Raw genomic sequence first — 2,791 nt, 5'->3', positions numbered from 1 at the left:
CGCGCGGGCGAGCCCGCCACGCCACGGAGCCCCGGCGGGCGGGAAGCCGTCTCGTCCGACGCCACGCCCGCCAGGGCCGGGCGCGGGGTCAGTCGAGGGGGAGGGCGAGCAGGGCGTTTTCGATCAACTCCGGCATCGCCGGGTGAATCCAGTACTGGCCCCGCGCCATCGAGCGTGCGTCGAGGCCGAAGCTCATGGCCTGGATCAGCGGCTGGATCAGTGTGGGGGCCTGCGGACCGAGGATGTGCGCGCCGAGCAGATGCCCCGTCTCCGGGTCGGCGAGGAGCTTGGCGAAGCTCGTCGTGTCCTCCATCGCCCAGCCGTAGGCGATACCGCCGTAGTCCTGCGTCGCGGTGACGTGGGGTACGCCCCGCGCGGCGGCGTCGCGTTCGGTCAGGCCCACGGAGGCGATCTGCGGTGACGTGAACACCGCGTGCGGGACGAACCGGTGGTCGGCCGCGACGGGCTCGTCGGGGTGGAGCAGGTTGTGCTGCACGACGCGTGCCTCGTGGTTGGCGACGTGCTTGAGTTCCTGCGGCGAACAGAGATCGCCGAGCGCGTAGATGCCCTCCACGGCCGTGCGCTGGTACTCGTCCACGGCCACGTGCCCGCTGGGCAGCGTGGTCACACCGGTGGCGGCCACGTCGAGCACGTCCGAGTTCGGTTCGCGGCCGGTGGCCACGAGCAGGAGGTCGCCCTCGACGGTTTCCGGCCCGCCGGGACCGTGGAGGTCGAGCGCCACGCCCTCCTCCGTGCGCCGGGCGCGGACGGTGCGCCGCGAGAGCCGCACGTCGTAGCGACGGGAGGCCAGCTCGGTGAACCGCCCGCTGACGTCGTCGTCCTCGGCGCGCAGCAGCGCGCCGGAGCGGGCCACGAGCGTGACCTCCACGCCGAACGAGGCGAAGATGTGGGCGAACTCGGCGCCGACGAACCCACTGCCGAGGATGATCGCGCGCCGGGGCAGGTCGTCGATGCGCATCACCGTGTCCGAGGTGTGGTAATCGACCTCGGCCAGCCCAGGGATGTCGGGCACGACCGCGCGCCCTCCGGCGGCGAGCACGAACTGGTCGGCCGTGAGCGTCTCGGGGCCTTCGGGCAGTGCCACCGTGAGTTCCTTGTGCCCGGTGAAACGGCCCTCGCCCTCGTACACGGTGACGTTCGCGTTGTCGTCGTGCTCGGCGCGGTAGCGCCTTCCGCCCTCGGCGATCGGGTCGATCCGCCCGAAGATCCGGTCCCGGATCTCGCGCCAGCGCACGCCGCGCCGTTCGGCGTCCACGCCGAGCCGGGCCGCGTCGGCCGGTGTGGCCGCCAGGTCGGCGGGGTAGACGAACATCTTGGTGGGGATGCACCCGACGTTGAGGCAGGTGCCGCCGAACACGCCTTTCTCGACGATCGCGACCTTGTGGTCGGCGAAGCGGTGGTCGAGGATCGAGTTGCCCGATCCGGTACCCACGATGACGAGGTCGTAGTGCGGCACGGTGTGGCCCTTCCGCCGGGTGTGTTGTCAGTGTGCTCGGCGACGTGGTCGGTGATGTGGTCGCCGACGATGGTCCCGGCACCGCCAACGTCGCGGGTGACGGGGTTTGTTCCCCGGTGGTCCGCGCTCACGAGGGTCCGCGCGTGATCTCCAGCCGGGGCAGGTCGCCGGGCACGCCCCGCTCGATCAGCGCGAGTAGCGCGGCGGTGTCCACGTGTTCGTCGATGGCATCGGCGAGGGTGTCGAGCATCTTCTCGCGGCGCGCGTGGAAGCCGGGTGTGGTCCCGGGACGCCAGGCGATCCCGGCCTGGTCGGCCACCACGCCCAGCCAGTGCCTGCGGAACTCGTCGCGTTCGAGCATGCCGTGCCACATGGTCGCCCAGACGCCGTCGTGCGCCGCGCCGGGCAGGAACGGCTCCCGGTCGGGGGCGCCGTCCACGGTGCCGTGGTGGATCTCGTAGCCGGACACCGGGGTACCGCGCCAGGCGCCCTCCGGCGTGCGCAGCGTCTTGTCGCCGGTGAAGCGCACCTCGTGCGGCAGCAGCCCGAGCCCGGCCACGCGCTCGGTCGTCGACTCGACGCCGTCGTGGATCGCGCGCGTCAGCATCTGACAGCCGCCGCAGATGCCGAGCACCGGCCTGCCCGTCGCGGCACGCCGTTCGATCGCGCGGGCGAGCCCGGTGCGGCGCAACCAGGCCAGATCGTCCACGGTGGAACGGGTGCCGGGCAGTACGGCGAGGTCGGCGGCGGCCACGGTGTCCGGGTCGGTCGTGACCGTGACCGCGACACCGGGCTCGGCCACGAGCGGGTCGATGTCGGTGGCGTTGGACACGCGCGGCAGCCGCACCACGGCGACCCGCAGCGCCGCCGGGGACGCCGCGTCCTCCTCCGCCGCGGTGTCGAACGGTGAGCGGGTGACCGAGGCGCCCGCGAGGGTGTCCTCGGAGTCGAGCCACACCTCCGGCAGCCACGGCACCACGCCCAGGACCGGACGTCCGGTGACCTCGGTCACCGTCTCGAGGCCCGGCCGGAGCAGGCCGACATCACCGCGGAACTTGTTGACCAGGAACGCGGCGATGTGACGCTGGTCGTCCGGGCCGAGCAGCCCGACCGTCCCGGCGAGCGCCGCCAGTACCCCGCCCCGGTCGATGTCGCCGACCAGCAGCACCGGCAGATCGGCCGCGCGGGCCAGGCCCATGTTGACGTAGTCACCCGTGCGCAGGTTCACCTCGGCGGGACTGCCCGCGCCCTCGCAGAGCACGACGTCGTGGCGCGTGCGCAGCTCGGCCAGCGCGGCGTGCGCCTCGGCGGCGA

Annotated in this window: 2 protein-coding genes; both read right to left on the bottom strand. The window is 73.0% G+C overall.

Annotated elements, in window-relative coordinates; translation table 11 throughout:
• Positions 1 to 88 precede the first annotated feature (88 nt).
• On the bottom strand, positions 89 to 1,477 hold the full coding sequence (locus SACSA_RS0103320) for a mycothione reductase (protein WP_019813469.1): 1,389 nt from the start codon (positions 1,475 to 1,477) through the stop codon (positions 89 to 91).
• Positions 1,478 to 1,604: 127 nt separating this feature from the next.
• On the bottom strand, positions 1,605 to 2,791 hold a 1,187-nt coding region (locus tag SACSA_RS0103315), incomplete at its 5' end, for a cobyric acid synthase (RefSeq protein WP_019813467.1).

This window comes from Saccharomonospora saliphila YIM 90502 (genome assembly GCF_000383795.1).
Taxonomy (GTDB): Bacteria; Actinomycetota; Actinomycetes; order Mycobacteriales; family Pseudonocardiaceae; genus Saccharomonospora; species Saccharomonospora saliphila.
Note: the sequence above shows the minus strand (reverse complement) of the source record. Positions and strands in the feature narration are given on the sequence as shown.